This is a genomic window from Plantibacter sp. MPB07, assembly GCF_046619465.1.
Taxonomy (GTDB): Bacteria; Actinomycetota; Actinomycetes; order Actinomycetales; family Microbacteriaceae; genus Plantibacter; species Plantibacter auratus.
In genome coordinates, this window is record NZ_CP177043.1 from 191,445 (window position 1) to 204,009 (window position 12,565).

The 12,565-nt window shown below is 65.9% G+C and carries 22 protein-coding genes; all 22 read left to right on the forward strand.

The features are described from left to right. The 22 genes from rplP (at position 1) to rplQ (ending at position 12,471) form a co-directional block, all read left to right on the forward strand. Positions 1-420 (forward strand): 50S ribosomal protein L16, encoded by a 420-nt coding sequence (rplP, locus tag ACLIME_RS00855; protein WP_056008131.1) that lies wholly within the window; start codon positions 1-3, stop codon positions 418-420. Further along, positions 420-755, forward strand: a complete 336-nt coding sequence (gene rpmC / locus ACLIME_RS00860) for a 50S ribosomal protein L29 (protein WP_079705264.1) — start codon at positions 420-422, stop codon at positions 753-755. The genes rplP and rpmC overlap by 1 nt, the downstream gene beginning before the upstream one ends. A 2-nt stretch (positions 756-757) precedes the next feature. Then, complete coding sequence (gene rpsQ / locus ACLIME_RS00865; RefSeq protein ID WP_056008125.1) at positions 758-1,078, forward strand: 30S ribosomal protein S17; 321 nt, start codon at positions 758-760, stop codon at positions 1,076-1,078. Positions 1,079-1,109: 31 nt separating this feature from the next. Next, positions 1,110-1,478 (forward strand): 50S ribosomal protein L14, encoded by a 369-nt coding sequence (rplN, locus tag ACLIME_RS00870; RefSeq protein ID WP_064296696.1) that lies wholly within the window; start codon positions 1,110-1,112, stop codon positions 1,476-1,478. Positions 1,479-1,481: 3 nt separating this feature from the next. After that, entirely contained in the window at positions 1,482-1,841 is a 360-nt protein-coding gene (gene rplX, locus ACLIME_RS00875; RefSeq protein WP_056008121.1) for a 50S ribosomal protein L24, read from the forward strand. After that, a complete protein-coding gene (gene rplE, locus ACLIME_RS00880; RefSeq protein ID WP_056008119.1) occupies positions 1,841-2,425 on the forward strand; it encodes a 50S ribosomal protein L5 in 585 nt (194 codons plus the stop codon). The genes rplX and rplE overlap by 1 nt, the downstream gene beginning before the upstream one ends. Positions 2,426-2,570: 145 nt before the next feature. Beyond that, positions 2,571-2,969 carry a 30S ribosomal protein S8 gene (rpsH, locus tag ACLIME_RS00885; protein WP_064296695.1) on the forward strand — a complete coding sequence of 133 codons (399 nt, stop codon included), beginning with the start codon at positions 2,571-2,573 and terminating at the stop codon, positions 2,967-2,969. Positions 2,970-2,975: 6 nt separating this feature from the next. Then, the gene (gene rplF, locus ACLIME_RS00890; protein WP_064296694.1) at positions 2,976-3,512 is read left to right on the forward strand and encodes a 50S ribosomal protein L6; all 537 of its coding nucleotides are present in this window, start codon (positions 2,976-2,978) and stop codon (positions 3,510-3,512) included. A gap of 2 nt (positions 3,513-3,514) precedes the next feature. Further along, positions 3,515-3,874, forward strand: coding sequence for a 50S ribosomal protein L18 (gene rplR, locus ACLIME_RS00895; protein ID WP_064296693.1), 360 nt, complete (start codon positions 3,515-3,517; stop codon positions 3,872-3,874). A 38-nt stretch (positions 3,875-3,912) separates the two neighbouring features. Next, positions 3,913-4,581: a 30S ribosomal protein S5 gene (gene rpsE / locus ACLIME_RS00900; protein WP_229939737.1), complete on the forward strand. Its 669-nt coding sequence runs from the start codon at positions 3,913-3,915 to the stop codon at positions 4,579-4,581. Beyond that, entirely contained in the window at positions 4,581-4,763 is a 183-nt protein-coding gene (gene rpmD, locus ACLIME_RS00905) for a 50S ribosomal protein L30 (protein ID WP_079001710.1), read from the forward strand. Before rpsE ends, rpmD begins: the two co-directional genes overlap by 1 nt. Further along, positions 4,763-5,347 carry a 50S ribosomal protein L15 gene (rplO, locus tag ACLIME_RS00910; protein ID WP_411557999.1) on the forward strand — a complete coding sequence of 195 codons (585 nt, stop codon included), beginning with the start codon at positions 4,763-4,765 and terminating at the stop codon, positions 5,345-5,347. Before rpmD ends, rplO begins: the two co-directional genes overlap by 1 nt. Before the next feature lie 93 nt (positions 5,348-5,440). Next, positions 5,441-6,769 carry a preprotein translocase subunit SecY gene (secY, locus tag ACLIME_RS00915; RefSeq protein ID WP_064296691.1) on the forward strand — a complete coding sequence of 443 codons (1,329 nt, stop codon included), beginning with the start codon at positions 5,441-5,443 and terminating at the stop codon, positions 6,767-6,769. After that, positions 6,766-7,374: an adenylate kinase gene (locus ACLIME_RS00920; RefSeq protein WP_159877955.1), complete on the forward strand. Its 609-nt coding sequence runs from the start codon at positions 6,766-6,768 to the stop codon at positions 7,372-7,374. Before secY ends, ACLIME_RS00920 begins: the two co-directional genes overlap by 4 nt. Positions 7,375-7,440: 66 nt before the next feature. Beyond that, positions 7,441-8,235, forward strand: coding sequence for a type I methionyl aminopeptidase (map, locus tag ACLIME_RS00925; RefSeq protein ID WP_411558811.1), 795 nt, complete (start codon positions 7,441-7,443; stop codon positions 8,233-8,235). A gap of 57 nt (positions 8,236-8,292) precedes the next feature. Further along, positions 8,293-9,177 carry an aminodeoxychorismate lyase gene (locus tag ACLIME_RS00930; protein WP_411558000.1) on the forward strand — a complete coding sequence of 295 codons (885 nt, stop codon included), beginning with the start codon at positions 8,293-8,295 and terminating at the stop codon, positions 9,175-9,177. Between the two features lie 149 nt (positions 9,178-9,326). Further along, positions 9,327-9,548, forward strand: coding sequence for a translation initiation factor IF-1 (gene infA, locus ACLIME_RS00935; RefSeq protein WP_017885304.1), 222 nt, complete (start codon positions 9,327-9,329; stop codon positions 9,546-9,548). A gap of 80 nt (positions 9,549-9,628) precedes the next feature. Then, positions 9,629-9,742, forward strand: coding sequence for a 50S ribosomal protein L36 (rpmJ, locus tag ACLIME_RS00940; RefSeq protein WP_021759549.1), 114 nt, complete (start codon positions 9,629-9,631; stop codon positions 9,740-9,742). A 162-nt stretch (positions 9,743-9,904) separates the two neighbouring features. Then, a complete protein-coding gene (gene rpsM / locus ACLIME_RS00945; protein ID WP_064296688.1) occupies positions 9,905-10,279 on the forward strand; it encodes a 30S ribosomal protein S13 in 375 nt (124 codons plus the stop codon). Between the two features lie 41 nt (positions 10,280-10,320). Then, positions 10,321-10,719: a 30S ribosomal protein S11 gene (rpsK, locus tag ACLIME_RS00950; RefSeq protein WP_056008094.1), complete on the forward strand. Its 399-nt coding sequence runs from the start codon at positions 10,321-10,323 to the stop codon at positions 10,717-10,719. A gap of 157 nt (positions 10,720-10,876) precedes the next feature. Further along, complete coding sequence (locus ACLIME_RS00955; protein ID WP_056008091.1) at positions 10,877-11,869, forward strand: DNA-directed RNA polymerase subunit alpha; 993 nt, start codon at positions 10,877-10,879, stop codon at positions 11,867-11,869. A 44-nt stretch (positions 11,870-11,913) separates the two neighbouring features. Then, on the forward strand, positions 11,914-12,471 hold the full coding sequence (rplQ, locus tag ACLIME_RS00960; protein WP_064296687.1) for a 50S ribosomal protein L17: 558 nt from the start codon (positions 11,914-11,916) through the stop codon (positions 12,469-12,471). Positions 12,472-12,565 lie beyond the last annotated feature (94 nt).

The following is a 12,565-nucleotide window of genomic DNA, read 5'->3' on the forward strand; positions in this document are numbered from 1 at the left end:
ATGTTGATCCCACGCAAAGTCAAGCACCGGAAGCAGCACCACCCCGGCCGTTCCGGCCAGGCGACCGGTGGCACCAAGGTGTCGTTCGGTGAGTACGGTATCCAGGCCCTGACGCCCGCTTACGTGACCAACCGTCAGATCGAGTCCGCTCGTATCGCCATGACGCGTCACATCAAGCGTGGCGGAAAGGTGTGGATCAACATCTACCCCGACCGTCCGCTGACCAAGAAGCCCGCCGAAACCCGCATGGGTTCCGGTAAGGGTTCGCCCGAGTGGTGGGTCGCGAACGTCAAGCCGGGTCGTGTGCTGTTCGAGGTCGCCGGAGTCGATGAGACCCTGGCCCGCGAGGCGCTCACCCGTGCAATCCACAAGCTGCCCCTCAAGGCACGCATCATCAAGCGCGAGGAGGGCGACGCATAATGGCGATCGGATCCAAGGAGCTCACCCCCGTCGAGCTCGACACCTTTGAAGACCAGCGCCTCCTCGAGGAGCTCCGCAAGGCCAAGGAAGAGCTGTTCAACCTGCGCTTCCAGTCGGCAACGGGTCAGCTCGAGAACCACGGCCGCCTGCGCGCCGTGAAGCGCGACATCGCTCGCATCTACACGGTCATCCGTGAGCGCGAGCTCGGCATCCGTGCCACGCCGACCGTCGAGGTCGTCGAGGCCAAGGCTGAGAAGAAGACCAAGAAGGCCAAGGCCGCACCGAAGTCCGAGGACACCGCTGCAGCCGACGCCGAGACCACGAAGGAGGCCTAGACATGGCTACCGCTACTGACAAGGCCCCCGAGGGTCACGAGTCGGCCGAGCACGACGTCAAGGACGCCGCTGCTCGTGGCTACCGCAAGACCCGCCGTGGTCTGGTGACCAGCGACAAGATGGAGAAGACCATCGTCGTCGAGGTCGAGGACCGCGTGAAGCACCCGCTCTACGGCAAGGTCATCCGCCGCACCTCCAAGGTCAAGGCTCACGACGAGGCGAACTCCGCCGGCATCGGCGACCTCGTCCTGATCAGCGAGACCCGCCCCACCAGCGCCACCAAGCGCTGGCGTCTGGTCGAGATTCTCGAGAAGGCCAAGTAGGCCTCGCGGCTTACTGAGAGGAAAGCGAACAATGCTTCAGCAAGAATCACGAGTCAAGGTCGCCGACAACACCGGCGCCAAGGAGCTCCTGACCATTCGCGTGCTCGGTGGCTCCGGCCGCCGCTACGCGGGCCTCGGTGACACCATCGTCGCGACCGTCAAGGACGCGATCCCCGGTGGCAACGTCAAGAAGGGCGACGTCGTCAAGGCGGTCATCGTCCGCACCCGCAAGCAGACCCGTCGTTCCGACGGTTCGTACATCAAGTTCGACGAGAACGCCGCTGTCATCCTGAAGGCTGACGGGGACCCCCGTGGTACCCGCATCTTCGGACCGGTCGGTCGCGAGCTTCGTGACAAGAAGTTCATGAAGATCGTCTCGTTGGCGCCGGAGGTTATCTAAGTCATGGCAAAGATCAAGAAGGGCGACCTGGTTCAGGTCGTCTCCGGCCCGAAGCAGGACCGCGGTGGTTACCGCGGCAAGCAGGGTCGCGTCATCGAGGTCCTGGCGGACAAGAACCGGGTGATCGTGGAGGGCGTCAACTACGTCACGAAGCACTCCCGTGTCGGCCAGACCCAGCGTGGAACCAAGACCGGCGGCATCGAGACCGTCGAGGCTTCGATCCACATCTCCAACGTCGCGCTCGTCGACCCGGAGACCAAGGGCCCGACCAAGGTCGGCCACCGCAACGAGGAAGTCACGAAGGACGGCGTCACCAAGACGGTCCGCGTTCGTTACGCCAAGAAGTCAGGTAAGGACCTGTAATGACCGACACAGAAGTGGCGACTGGCAAAATCCAGCCCCGTCTCAAGCAGAAGTACCGCGCTGAGATCCTTCCGCAGCTGCAGAAGGACTTCGGCTTCACGAACGTGCACCAGGTGCCCGGACTCGTGAAGGTCGTCGTCAACACCGGTGTGGGCGAGGCCGCTCGCGACAGCAAGGTCATCGACGGCGCTGTTTCGGACCTCACCAAGATCACCGGCCAGAAGCCGCAGGTCACCAAGGCACGCAAGTCCATCGCGCAGTTCAAGCTGCGCGAGGGTCAGCCCATCGGCGCCCACGTCACGCTTCGTGGCGACCGCGCTTGGGAGTTCCTCGACCGCCTGCTGAGCCTCGCTCTTCCGCGTATCCGCGACTTCCGCGGTCTCTCGGACAAGCAGTTCGACGGCAACGGCAACTACACCTTCGGTCTCCAGGAGCAGTCCATGTTCCACGAGATCGACCAGGACAAGATCGATCGTGTCCGCGGCTTCGACATCACTGTCGTGACCACGGCCAAGAACGACGACGAGGGTCGCGCGCTGCTCAAGGCGCTCGGCTTCCCGTTCAAGGCGGCTGAGTCCAAGTAGGCTGAGCTTCTGCCCGGTCCTCGGTGTATGTCGAGGACCGGGCTTCCGCCCGTTCGGGGCACTCCTGCCCAGAACGGTTCAACCACCACAGGTCGGCACCCTTGCACAGGATGTCGAAACCTGGTGAACAAAGGAAACACTCGATATGACCATGACAGATCCGGTCGCAGACATGCTGACCAGACTGCGCAATGCGAACTCGGCGCACCACGACACCGTGTCGATGCCGCACTCCAAGCTCAAGGTGAACATCGCCGAGATCCTCAAGTCCGAGGGCTACATCTCCGGCTGGGAGGTCGCTGACGCGGCCGTCGGACAGACGCTCTCGCTGAGCCTCAAGTTCGGCCCGAACCGCGAGCGATCCATCGCCGGCATCAAGCGCGTCTCGAAGCCCGGCCTCCGCGTCTACGCGAAGTCGAACGAGATCCCCAAGGTCCTCGGCGGCCTCGGCGTCGTCATCCTGTCCACCTCCAGCGGCCTCCTCACGGACCGCCAGGCCGAGAAGAAGGGCGTGGGTGGGGAAGTCCTCGCCTACGTGTGGTAGCCAGTCATGTCTCGTATTGGAAGACTCCCCATCGACATCCCGGCAGGCGTCACCATCGACGTCGCCGGTCAGAACGTCACCGTCAAGGGCCCGAAGGGTGAGCTTCAGCTCACCGTCGCGAGCCCCATCGAGGTCAAGCTCGAAGACGCACAGCTGCTCGTCACGCGTCCCGACGACGAGCGCAACTCGCGCTCGCTCCACGGCCTGACCCGCACGCTCATCGCGAACCAGATCATCGGCGTCACCCAGGGCTACACCAAGGGCCTCGAGGTCGTCGGTACCGGTTACCGCGTCGCTCAGAAGGGCAGCGCCGTCGAGTTCGCGCTCGGCTTCTCGCACCCCGTCACCGTCGAGCCGCCGGTCGGCATCACGCTGACCGTCGAGGGCAACAACAAGCTCACGGTCGCCGGTATCGACAAGCAGGCCGTCGGCGAGGTCGCCGCCAACATCCGTAAGATCCGCAAGCCCGAGCCGTACAAGGGCAAGGGTGTGCGCTACGCCGGCGAGATCGTGCGTCGCAAGGCCGGAAAGGCTGGTAAGTAACCATGGCTCGTCCAACGAAGACTGCCGCACGTGGCCGTCGCCACACGCGTCTGCGCAAGAAGGTCGAGGGTACCGCGGTCCGTCCGCGCCTCGTCGTCAACCGTTCAGCCCGTCACGTGTTCGTGCAGGTTGTCGATGACACGAAGGGTCACACCCTCGTCTCCGCCTCGACCATGGAGGACACCCTCCGGACGTTCGACGGCGACAAGACCGCCAAGTCGCGCAAGGTCGGCGAACTCATCGCCGAGCGTGCCAAGGCAGCCGGCATCGACGATGTCGTATTTGACCGTGGAGGCAACCGCTACGCAGGTCGCGTGGCAGCAATTGCCGATGGTGCTCGAGAGGGCGGATTGAACCTGTGAGCGAAGACAACAAGCAGCAGCAAGAGCCTGTGGCGACCGTGGCCGAGGCCCCGGTCGAGACCGCGGCATCGACGGCGCCCACCGGCGACCGCGAGCCGCGCGAGGCGCGCCGCGGAGGCCGCGAGCGCAACCCCAACCGCGACCGCGGTAGCCGCGACAGCGACAAGAGCCAGTTCCTGGAGCGCGTCGTGACCATCAACCGTGTCTCGAAGGTCGTGAAGGGTGGTCGTCGCTTCAGCTTCACCGCCCTCGTGGTCGTCGGTGACGGCAACGGCATGGTCGGCGTCGGCTACGGCAAGGCTCGCGAAGTCCCGCTCGCGATCGCGAAGGGCGTCGAAGAGGCGAAGAAGAACTTCTTCCGCGTCCCGCGCGTCGGCTCGACCATCCCGCACCCCACCCAGGGTGAGGCAGCAGCCGGTGTGGTGCTCCTGCGCCCCGCCGCCGCTGGTACCGGTGTCATCGCCGGTGGTCCCGTCCGCGCCGTCCTCGAGTGCGCCGGGATCCACGACGTGCTGAGCAAGTCGCTCGGTTCGTCCAACACGATCAACATCGTCCACGCGACCGTCACGGCGCTGAAGCAGCTCGAGGAACCTCGTGCCGTCGCAGCCCGTCGTGGTCTCGAGTTCGACCAGGTCGCTCCGGCCCGCCTGCTCCGTGCAGAGGCAGAGGCCGTTCAGGCGGCCGCTGCTGCGAAGGTAGGTGCCTGATGGCCCAGCTGAGGATCACCCAGATCAAGGGCAGAATTAGTGAGAAGCAGAACCAGCGCGACACGCTTCGCAGCCTGGGTCTCCGTCGCATCGGTGCTGTCGTCGTCCGTCCGGACAACGCGCAGAACCGCGGCTACGTGAACACTGTTGCTCACCTCGTACAGGTTGAGGAGATCGACTAATGGCTGAGAAGAACGAAACCACTGAGGAGAAGGCCCCCAAGGCAGCTCCGAAGACGGCTGCCGCGAAGGCCGAGCCCAAGGCGAAGGCGGCCCCCAAGGCCGCTGCAGCCAAGAAGCCCGCGAAGGACGAGCCCGCTGAGAAGCGCGAGCAGGTCCTGAAGGTGCACCACCTGCGTCCGGCCGCCGGGGCCAAGAAGTCCCGGATGCGCGTGGGCCGTGGTGAGGCGTCCAAGGGTAAGACCGCGGGTCGCGGTACCAAGGGTACGAAGGCGCGTTACAACGTCAAGGTCGGCTTCGAGGGTGGGCAGATGCCGCTGCACATGCGCACCCCGAAGCTCCGTGGCTTCAAGAACCCCTTCCGCGTCGAGTACCAGGTCGTGAACCTGGAGAAGCTCGCCGAGCTGTACCCGAAGGGTGGCGACGTGACCACGGTCGACCTCGTCGCCAAGGGTGCCGTCCGGAAGAACGAGAAGGTCAAGGTTCTCGGAAACGGTGACATCTCGGTTAAGCTGAATGTCGCGGTTGACAAGGTCTCCGGCTCAGCTGAGCAGAAGATCGTGGCAGCCGGGGGCAGCGTCAAGTAGCCCTCGGCCGGCTCCGCACAGGAGCTCACTCGGGTGGCCGGCATCATGCCGGTCACCCGGGCCGACCCCGCAACATCTCACAGGAGGCCCCTTTTGTTCAGCGCCATCGGCCGGATCTTCCGGACCCCGGATCTTCGTCGCAAGATCGGGTTCACGCTCGGGATCATCGCCATCTACCGGCTGGGGTCCTTCATCCCCGCTCCGTTCGTGAACTTCCCGAACGTGCAGCAGTGCCTCGCGAACCAGCAGGCCGCCGGCGCATCAGGCCTCTACGAGCTCGTCAACCTCTTCAGCGGTGGCGCGCTCCTCCAACTCTCCATCTTCGCGCTGGGCATCATGCCCTACATCACCGCGTCGATCATCGTCCAGCTCCTCCGCGTGGTCATCCCGCACTTCGAGACGCTGCACAAAGAAGGCCAGGCCGGCCAGGGCAAGCTGACGCAGTACACGCGTTACCTCACGATCTTCCTCGGCATCCTCCAGTCGACGACGCTCATCACGGTCGCCAAGAGCGGTGCACTGTTCGGCAACCAGGGCGGCGTCTGCGCCGACCTCATCACCGCCCAAGGCGGCACCTGGTACGGCATGCTCCTCATGGTCGTCACCATGACCGCGGGCACCGGCCTCGTCATGTGGATGGCCGAGCTCGTCACCGAGCGCGGCGTCGGCAACGGCATGTCGCTCCTCATCTTCACCTCGATCGCAGCCACCTTCCCGGGCTCGCTGGCCGCCATCTGGACCGCGAAGGGCCCAGAGGTCTTCCTTCTCGTGCTGGCCGTCGGCCTCGTGATCGTCGGACTCGTCGTCTTCGTCGAGCAGTCGCAACGTCGCATCCCGGTGCAGTACGCGAAGCGGATGGTCGGACGCAGGACGTACGGCGGCAACAACACGTACATCCCCATCAAGGTCAACATGGCCGGTGTGGTGCCCGTCATCTTCGCGTCGTCGATCCTGTACCTGCCGGCCCTCATCGCGCAGTTCAACCAGCCGACGACCGGCACCCCGGCGCCCTGGGTCCTGTGGATCCAGCAGTACCTCACCAAGGGTGACCACCCGCTGTACATGCTCATGTACTTCCTGCTCATCGTCGGCTTCACCTACTTCTACGTCGCGATCACCTTCAACCCCGAAGAGGTCGCCGACAACATGAAGAAGTACGGCGGGTTCATCCCCGGCATCCGTGCCGGCCGCCCGACGGCCGAATACCTCGACTACGTCCTGACCCGCGTGACCCTGCCCGGATCGATCTACCTGGGGTTGATCGCCCTCCTGCCGCTCATCGCCCTGGCGCTGGTGGGCGCGAACGCCAACTTCCCGTTCGGCGGCGCATCGATCCTCATCATCGTCGGTGTCGGGCTCGAGACGGTCAAGCAGATCGACTCGCAGCTCCAGCAGCGTCACTACGAAGGGCTCCTGCGTTGAGCGCGGCAGCCGGCAAGCCCCGTCTGCTCATCGTCGGTCCTCCGGGATCCGGCAAGGGCACCCAGGCGGCCTTCCTCGCGGAGCGCTTCGACATCCCCGCGATCTCGACGGGCGACATCTTCCGCGCGAACATCAAGGAGGGTACGGCGCTCGGGAAGCAGGTCCAGGCGATCGTGAGCGAGGGCGGGTACGTTCCCGACTCGTTGACGAACGAGATCGTCCGCGACCGGCTCCACCAGCCCGACGCCGTCGAGGGGTTCTTGCTCGACGGGTATCCGCGGACCACCGACCAGGTGGTCGCGCTCGACGCGCTGCTCGCGGAGAACGACGCGAGCCTCAACGCTGTCGTGCAGCTGCAGGCCGACACAGAAGAGGTCGTCGCTCGACTCCTCAAGCGTGCCGCCGAGCAGGGTCGCACCGACGACACGGAGGAGGTCATCCGCCACCGGCTCGACCTCTACGCACAGGAGACCGCGCCGCTGATCGAGGTCTTCACCGCTCGCGGGCTCGTCGTGGCGGTCGACGGCCTCGGTGAGGTCGACGAGGTCACCGCGCGGATCGACGCGGCCCTTGCTGCCCGCGGCATCATCGTCCCGGCCGTCTGACGCACCGACACGTCAACCACGGTGTTCCGGAAGTCGATCTACAAGACCCCTGACCAGATCCGCGCCATGATCGCGCCGGGGCTGGCCACCGCGGCCTCGCTCGATGCAGTGCGCGCTCTCGTCGCCCCCGGGGCGACGACGCTGCAACTCGACGCGGCTGCCGAGGCGGCCATCGTCGCGGCCGGCGGGCACTCCAACTTCAAGCTCGTCCCCGGCTATCGCCACACGGTCTGCGCCTCGGTCAACGAGGACGTGGTCCACGGCATCCCCGGGTCTCGCGTGCTGCAGGCGGGCGACATCGTGTCGATCGACAGCGGCGCCGAGATCGACGGCTGGAACGGCGACTCCGCGATGACCATCGTGCTGCCCGACCCCACGCGCCCGGAGCTCGTCACCGAGCGCGAGCGGCTCTCGGCGGTGACGGAGGGTTCGCTGTGGGCCGGAATCGCCGAGCTCGCGACCGCCCGACACCTCAACCAGGTCGGTGCAGCGATCGAGGAGTACGTCGAGGACCACTCACCCGAGGGGAAGCCCTACGGGATCCTCACCGACTACGTCGGGCACGGCATCGGACGCACGATGCACGAGGCGCCACCGGTGTTCAATTACCGTGTCCGCCAGCGTGGCCCCGAAGTGAAGCCCGGACTCGTGGTGGCCATCGAACCGATGGTGGTCGCCGGGAGCCCCGACACCTTCGTCCGCGACGACGAATGGACCGTCGCCACGCTCGACGGTGGTTCGGCTGCGCACTGGGAGCACAGCGTCGCCGTGCACCGCGACGGCATCTGGGTCCTGACCGCTCACGATGGCGGCGCCGCGGCTCTCGCCGCGTTCGGCGTCACCCCCGTCCGTCCCGCCTGACCGAGCGGCAGCCCGGTCGCCGTCCGGACCTCGTCCGTCCCGGTAGAGTTGCTCGGCATGAGCGTGCCGATCGTGTTCCTTCTCGACGTCCTCCCCGCGGACACCGTCATCGACGACGCCGACCTCGCGGCCACGATCACGCCGGCCGGCGACGGGTCCGGCGTCTTGAGCGTCTTCGATCTGGGCCCCGCGCGGGGGGACGGGATCTTCGAGACGATCGGTGTCGTCGACCGGCACCCGCAGTCGGTCGAGGCGCACCTCGATCGACTGACCGAGTCGGCGGCGATCCTCGATCTGCCCGCGCCGAACCACGCACAGTGGCGGCTCGCGATCTCGCGCGCGATCGCAGAACTCCCCGACGTCGATCAGAGCGCCGTCCGACTCGTCGTGACGCGGGGGAGTGGCGGACGCCCGACCGCGTGGATCTCGGCGACGCCGGCTGACGGGTTCCCCGAGCGCGAGAACGGCATCGAGGTCGTCCTGCTCGACCGCGGTCTCGCGAGCGACGTGCAGGAGCGTTCGCCGTGGCTGCTCGCCGGTGCCAAGACGCTGTCGTACGCGGTCAACATGGCCGCGCTCCGTGAGGCGCACCGACGTGGAGCGGACGACGTGCTCTTCCTCAGCAGCGACGGCTTCGTCCTCGAGGGCCCCACCTCCACCGTTGTCGTCCGGATCGGCGGAACATTCGTGACACCGCCTCCGTCGAGTGGCATCCTGCCCGGCACCACGCAGCTCGCGCTCTGGGCCCATCTCGTGGAGCAGGGGCTCCCGCACGAGTACCGGATGCTGACACCGGAGGACGTGCACGGCGCGGAAGCGGTGTGGTTGCTCTCCAGCGTCCGACTGGCCGCGCCGGTGCGTGCCGTGGACGGACGTCCGCTGCCGATGGACGCCGGTCTCACGGCGCAGATCAACGACGCGCTGCGCTCCCGCACCGACTGACGGGCCTTGGCCGACGTTGAGTTGGCGAAACCCGGAAACATAGCATAGAATCGATCTTTGGTGCTTTCTGCATGCCTTCGGCGAGCCGACATCCGCACCGCAATCCATCCGCACGACCAGTGCGACTCAACCTGAGCGACAGTGAGGCTATGGCCAAAAAAGACGGCGTCATCGAGATCGAGGGCCAAGTGGTCGAGGCTCTGCCCAACGCGATGTTCCGCGTTGAGCTGACCAACGGACACAAGGTACTTGCCCACATTTCGGGCAAAATGCGTCAGCACTACATCCGCATCCTCCCAGAGGACCGCGTGATCGTGGAACTGACCCCCTACGACCTGACCCGTGGTCGGATCGTCTACCGCTACAAGTAGGTCGCGCTGTAAGTAACGGCCGGACGCGCCGCCACCATCCGGTGGTGGGCCCGGCACGATGACAGCGAAAAGAGAGAACTATGAAGGTCAAGCCCAGCGTCAAGAAGATCTGCGACAAGTGCAAGGTCATCCGTCGCAACGGCCGCGTCATGGTCATCTGCGAGAACCCGCGCCACAAGCAGCGTCAGGGTTGATCTCAGAGGATCTGCAGCACGCAGCCCTGAGCAACACAGCACCACCCCTCTAACGGCAGTTCCAGATCCCGCAGCACATCGTGCGCCGCGGGTGACACCTCGGGTCGGAGGCCCGAGCACCGGAGCTGCTCCACACCTCCACAACTCCTAGGAGAAGCCACCATGGCACGTCTCGCCGGCGTAGACATCCCACGCGACAAGCGCGTGGAAGTTGCACTGACGTACATCTACGGTGTTGGCCGCACGCGGTCACTCAAGACCCTCGCCGACACCGGCATCAGCGGAGACATCCGCGTGAAGGATCTCACCGATGACCAGCTGATCGCCCTGCGCGATTACATCGAGGGCACCTTCAAGGTCGAGGGTGACCTCCGCCGTGAGGTCGCCGCCGACATCCGCCGCAAGGTGGAGATCGGGTCCTACCAGGGCATCCGTCACCGTCGTGGACTTCCGGTCCGCGGCCAGCGCACCAAGACCAACGCGCGCACCCGCAAGGGCCCGAAGCGCACCGTCGCCGGCAAGAAGAAGGCTCGCTAGGCCCCGCCTAGTCGCCTCGTCATAGGACTCAGGAGATATTCATGGCAGCACCAAAGTCGGCCGTTCGGAAGCCGCGTAAGAAGGAAAAGAAGAACATCGCCGTGGGCCAGGCCCACATCAAGTCGACGTTCAACAACACGATCGTCTCGATCACCGACCCCTCGGGCGCGGTCATCAGCTGGGCTTCGTCCGGTGGCGTCGGCTTCAAGGGTTCGCGCAAGTCGACCCCGTTCGCCGCACAGCTCGCCGCCGAGTCGGCTGCGCGTCAGGCGCAGGAGCACGGCATGAAGAAGGTCGACGTCTTCGTCAAGGGACCCGGCTCCGGCCGCGAGACCGCGATCCGTTCCCTCCAGGCCGCAGGCCTCGAGGTCGGCTCGATCAACGACGTCACGCCTCAGGCACACAACGGCTGCCGCCCCCCGAAGCGTCGCCGCGTCTAATTCCTTCGGTTCACCGGCCGTGATCCGTCCGTAGCGATCGTCTGATCGCCGCGGACGGATCACGGCATGGTCCTGGTGACCAGGGCCAGCGAACACCATTCACTACCTCGCCAACGCAAGTGTCATATAGCGGACACTTAGCCGAAAGGAATCCATAGTGCTCATCGCACAGCGCCCTACGCTCACCGAAGAATCCATCTCGGAGTTCCGCAGCCGGTTCATCATCGAGCCGCTCGAGCCAGGCTTCGGGTACACCCTCGGGAACTCGCTCCGTCGCACCCTGCTGTCGTCCATCCCGGGTGCAGCCGTCACCAGCATCCGCATCGACGGCGTGCTGCACGAGTTCAGCACGATCCCCGGTGTCAAGGAAGACGTCACCGAGATCATCCTGAACATCAAGGGCCTCGTCGTCTCCAGCGAGCACGACGAGCCGATCACGGCGTACCTCCGCAAGACCGGCGCAGGCCAGGTCACCGCAGCCGACATCTCGGCTCCGGCCGGCGTCGAGGTCCACAACCCGGACCTCGTCATCGCGACCCTCAACGACAAGGCGAAGTTCGAGCTCGAGCTCACGATCGAGCGTGGCCGCGGCTACGTGTCGGCCACGCAGAACCGCAACGAGTTCAGCGAAGCCGGTCAGATCCCCGTCGACTCGATCTACTCGCCCGTCCTCAAGGTGACCTACCGCGTCGAGGCGACTCGTGCCGGTGAGCGCACCGACTTCGACCGCCTGGTCGTCGACGTCGAGTCGAAGCCGGCCATCACGCCGCGCGACGCCATCGCGTCGGCCGGTCGTACGCTGACCGAGCTGTTCGGCCTGGCTCGCGAGCTCAACACCGCCGCAGAGGGCATCGAGATCGGCCCCGCGCCGGTCGACGCCGTGCTGCCGGGCGAGCTCTCGATCCCGATCGAGGACCTCGACCTCTCCGTGCGCTCGTACAACTGCCTCAAGCGCGAGGGCATCAACAACGTCAGCGAGCTCGTCGCGCTGTCGGAGACGCAGCTCATGAACATCCGCAACTTCGGACAGAAGTCGGTGGATGAAGTTCGCGACAAGCTCACCGAGATGGGCCTCTCCCTGAAGGACTCGGTTCCCGGGTTCGACGGCGCCCACTTCTACAGCGGCTACGACGACGAGACCGTCTCCTAGCACGCGATCCACCTGACGACTTTCCAACCTGAAGAGAGACAAGAATGCCTACTCCCACCAAGGGACCCCGCCTCGGAGGCGGACCTGCCCACGAGCGTCTCCTGCTCGCCAACCTCGCTGCTGCGCTGTTCACCCACAAGCGCATCCAGACCACCGAGACCAAGGCGAAGCGCCTGCGTCCGCTCGCTGAGCGCCTGATCACCTTCGCGAAGCGCGGCGACCTGCACGCCCGCCGTCGGGTGCTCGCGACGATCACCGACAAGAGCGTCGTCCACGAGCTCTTCACGGAGATCGCGCCCCTCGTCGCCGACCGTCAGGGTGGCTACACGCGCATCATCAAGACCGGTTACCGCAAGGGCGACAACGCTCCGATGGCCGTGATCGAGCTCGTCCTCGAGCCCGTCACGCCGAAGGCGAAGCCGGCCAAGCAGTCCGCGAAGCACGCCGCAGCGCCGGTCGACGAGGCTCCGGCCGAGGAGACCCCCGCCGAGGTCGAAGCCGACGCGGAGGCTACGGAAGCCGTCGAGGCGACCGAGACCGACGGCGAGTCCGTCGACGCCGGCGAGACCACCGACGAGGCTCCCGCGAAGGACGCCAAGTAGGTTCAGCGACACACGAACGGAACCCCGCTCTCCACGTGGAGGGCGGGGTTCCGTCGTTCCTGGCGGCGCTGCGACGGTGTCCTAGGCTGGAGAC

Bases quoted from the DNA above. Each gene is read 5' to 3' on its own strand.
- rpsM (WP_064296688.1), top strand. From the start codon at position 9,905: ATGGCACGTCTCGCCGGCGTAGACATCCCACGCGACAAGCGCGTGGAA.
- rpmC (WP_079705264.1), top strand. From the start codon at position 420: ATGGCGATCGGATCCAAGGAGCTCACCCCCGTCGAGCTCGACACCTTT.
- rplF (WP_064296694.1), top strand. From the start codon at position 2,976: ATGTCTCGTATTGGAAGACTCCCCATCGACATCCCGGCAGGCGTCACC.
- rpsH (WP_064296695.1), top strand. From the start codon at position 2,571: ATGACCATGACAGATCCGGTCGCAGACATGCTGACCAGACTGCGCAAT.
- rplX (WP_056008121.1), top strand. From the start codon at position 1,482: ATGGCAAAGATCAAGAAGGGCGACCTGGTTCAGGTCGTCTCCGGCCCG.
- rplE (WP_056008119.1), top strand. From the start codon at position 1,841: ATGACCGACACAGAAGTGGCGACTGGCAAAATCCAGCCCCGTCTCAAG.
- rplR (WP_064296693.1), top strand. From the start codon at position 3,515: ATGGCTCGTCCAACGAAGACTGCCGCACGTGGCCGTCGCCACACGCGT.
- rpsQ (WP_056008125.1), top strand. From the start codon at position 758: ATGGCTACCGCTACTGACAAGGCCCCCGAGGGTCACGAGTCGGCCGAG.
- rplQ (WP_064296687.1), top strand. From the start codon at position 11,914: ATGCCTACTCCCACCAAGGGACCCCGCCTCGGAGGCGGACCTGCCCAC.
- rpmJ (WP_021759549.1), top strand. From the start codon at position 9,629: ATGAAGGTCAAGCCCAGCGTCAAGAAGATCTGCGACAAGTGCAAGGTC.
- rpsK (WP_056008094.1), top strand. From the start codon at position 10,321: ATGGCAGCACCAAAGTCGGCCGTTCGGAAGCCGCGTAAGAAGGAAAAG.
- rplO (WP_411557999.1), top strand. From the start codon at position 4,763: ATGGCTGAGAAGAACGAAACCACTGAGGAGAAGGCCCCCAAGGCAGCT.
- ACLIME_RS00930 (WP_411558000.1), top strand. From the start codon at position 8,293: ATGAGCGTGCCGATCGTGTTCCTTCTCGACGTCCTCCCCGCGGACACC.
- map (WP_411558811.1), top strand. From the start codon at position 7,441: ATGATCGCGCCGGGGCTGGCCACCGCGGCCTCGCTCGATGCAGTGCGC.
- rpmD (WP_079001710.1), top strand. From the start codon at position 4,581: ATGGCCCAGCTGAGGATCACCCAGATCAAGGGCAGAATTAGTGAGAAG.
- infA (WP_017885304.1), top strand. From the start codon at position 9,327: ATGGCCAAAAAAGACGGCGTCATCGAGATCGAGGGCCAAGTGGTCGAG.
- rplN (WP_064296696.1), top strand. From the start codon at position 1,110: ATGCTTCAGCAAGAATCACGAGTCAAGGTCGCCGACAACACCGGCGCC.
- rplP (WP_056008131.1), top strand. From the start codon at position 1: ATGTTGATCCCACGCAAAGTCAAGCACCGGAAGCAGCACCACCCCGGC.